The organism is Methylomonas koyamae (genome assembly GCF_001644025.1).
In the GTDB taxonomy this organism is placed as follows: domain Bacteria; phylum Pseudomonadota; class Gammaproteobacteria; order Methylococcales; family Methylomonadaceae; genus Methylomonas; species Methylomonas koyamae_A.
The window spans coordinates 1-1,129 of the sequence record NZ_LUUK01000132.1 but is presented as its reverse complement, the minus strand read 5'-3'; the positions used below and the strand labels follow the sequence as shown (position 1 = coordinate 1,129).

Annotated in this window: 1 protein-coding gene; it reads left to right on the top strand. The window is 61.5% G+C overall.

All coding sequences use genetic code 11. The annotated features are described in order from the left end of the window. Positions 1-1,129 (top strand): condensation domain-containing protein (locus tag A1355_RS09410; protein WP_231883620.1); only part of this gene is annotated, 1,129 nt, incomplete at both ends.

Here is a 1,129-nt window from a genome sequence, read left to right as displayed (position 1 = left end):
ATCGTCGATGCCGTGTCCTGGCGCATCCTGCTCGAAGACCTGCAAAGCCTCTACCAGCAAATCCAGCAAGGCCAAACCCCACAACTGCCGGGCAAAACCGCCAGCTATCAAGCCTGGGGCAGGGCGCTGCAAGGTTATGCCGAAAGCCGACACCTACAAGCCCAACGCGGCTACTGGGAGGCGCAATGCGATAACCCCGCTTCAAATCAAGAAAAAGCGCCAGCAAGCAGCGCGCCTCCCATTTGGCCCTGCGACCAGCCGCAAGGCCGAGCGCAAAGCCGCGACCGCGTCAGCGAAAGCCTGACCTTGAATATCGAACGCACCCGCCAGTTGCTGCACGACGCCAACGGCGCCTACCGCACCCGCATCCAGGAACTGCTGCTGGCGGCCCTGGCGCAAACCCTGTGCGACTGGAGCGGTCAAACCGACATTGCCGTTGCTTTGGAAGGCCACGGCCGTGAAGCCGAGTTGATCCCAACCGAACACCCGCCAATCGGCCTCGACCTCAGCCGCACCGTCGGCTGGTTCACCAGTTTGTATCCGGTCAAACTCAGCCCGCAAACGACCGCGGCCGACACGATCAAAACCGTCAAGGAACAACTGCGCAACGTGCCGGACAGCGGTTTGGGTTACGGCGTGTTGCACTACCTGAGTCGCAATAGCTCACACGCATCCGCCGAACCCAACCTGCCAGCGGCCCACATAAAGCCGGCCAAACCTCAAGTCCTGTTCAACTACCTGGGTCAACTCGACAGCAGTTTCAACGACGACGCCTTGCTGCAACCGGCCGCCGAAGACAGCGGCGACGAACGCGACCCGCACGCGCCCTTGGCCTACGAACTGGAAATCAACGGCGAAATCTACCAGGGCCAACTGCGGCTGCAATGGAGCTACAGCCGCGAGCGTTACCAAGCACGAACCATCGAAAACCTGCTCGAACGTTACCAACAGCACCTGAACCGACTGCTCGACCACTGCCTGCGAGCCGAACCGAGCTTGACCCCCAGCGACATGCCGCTGGCCCAGCTCAATCAAGCCCAGCTCGACGCCCTGCCGATCGCACACCGCCAAATCGAAGACCTCTACCCGCTGTCGCCCATGCAGCAGGGGATCTTGTTTCATGCCTTGC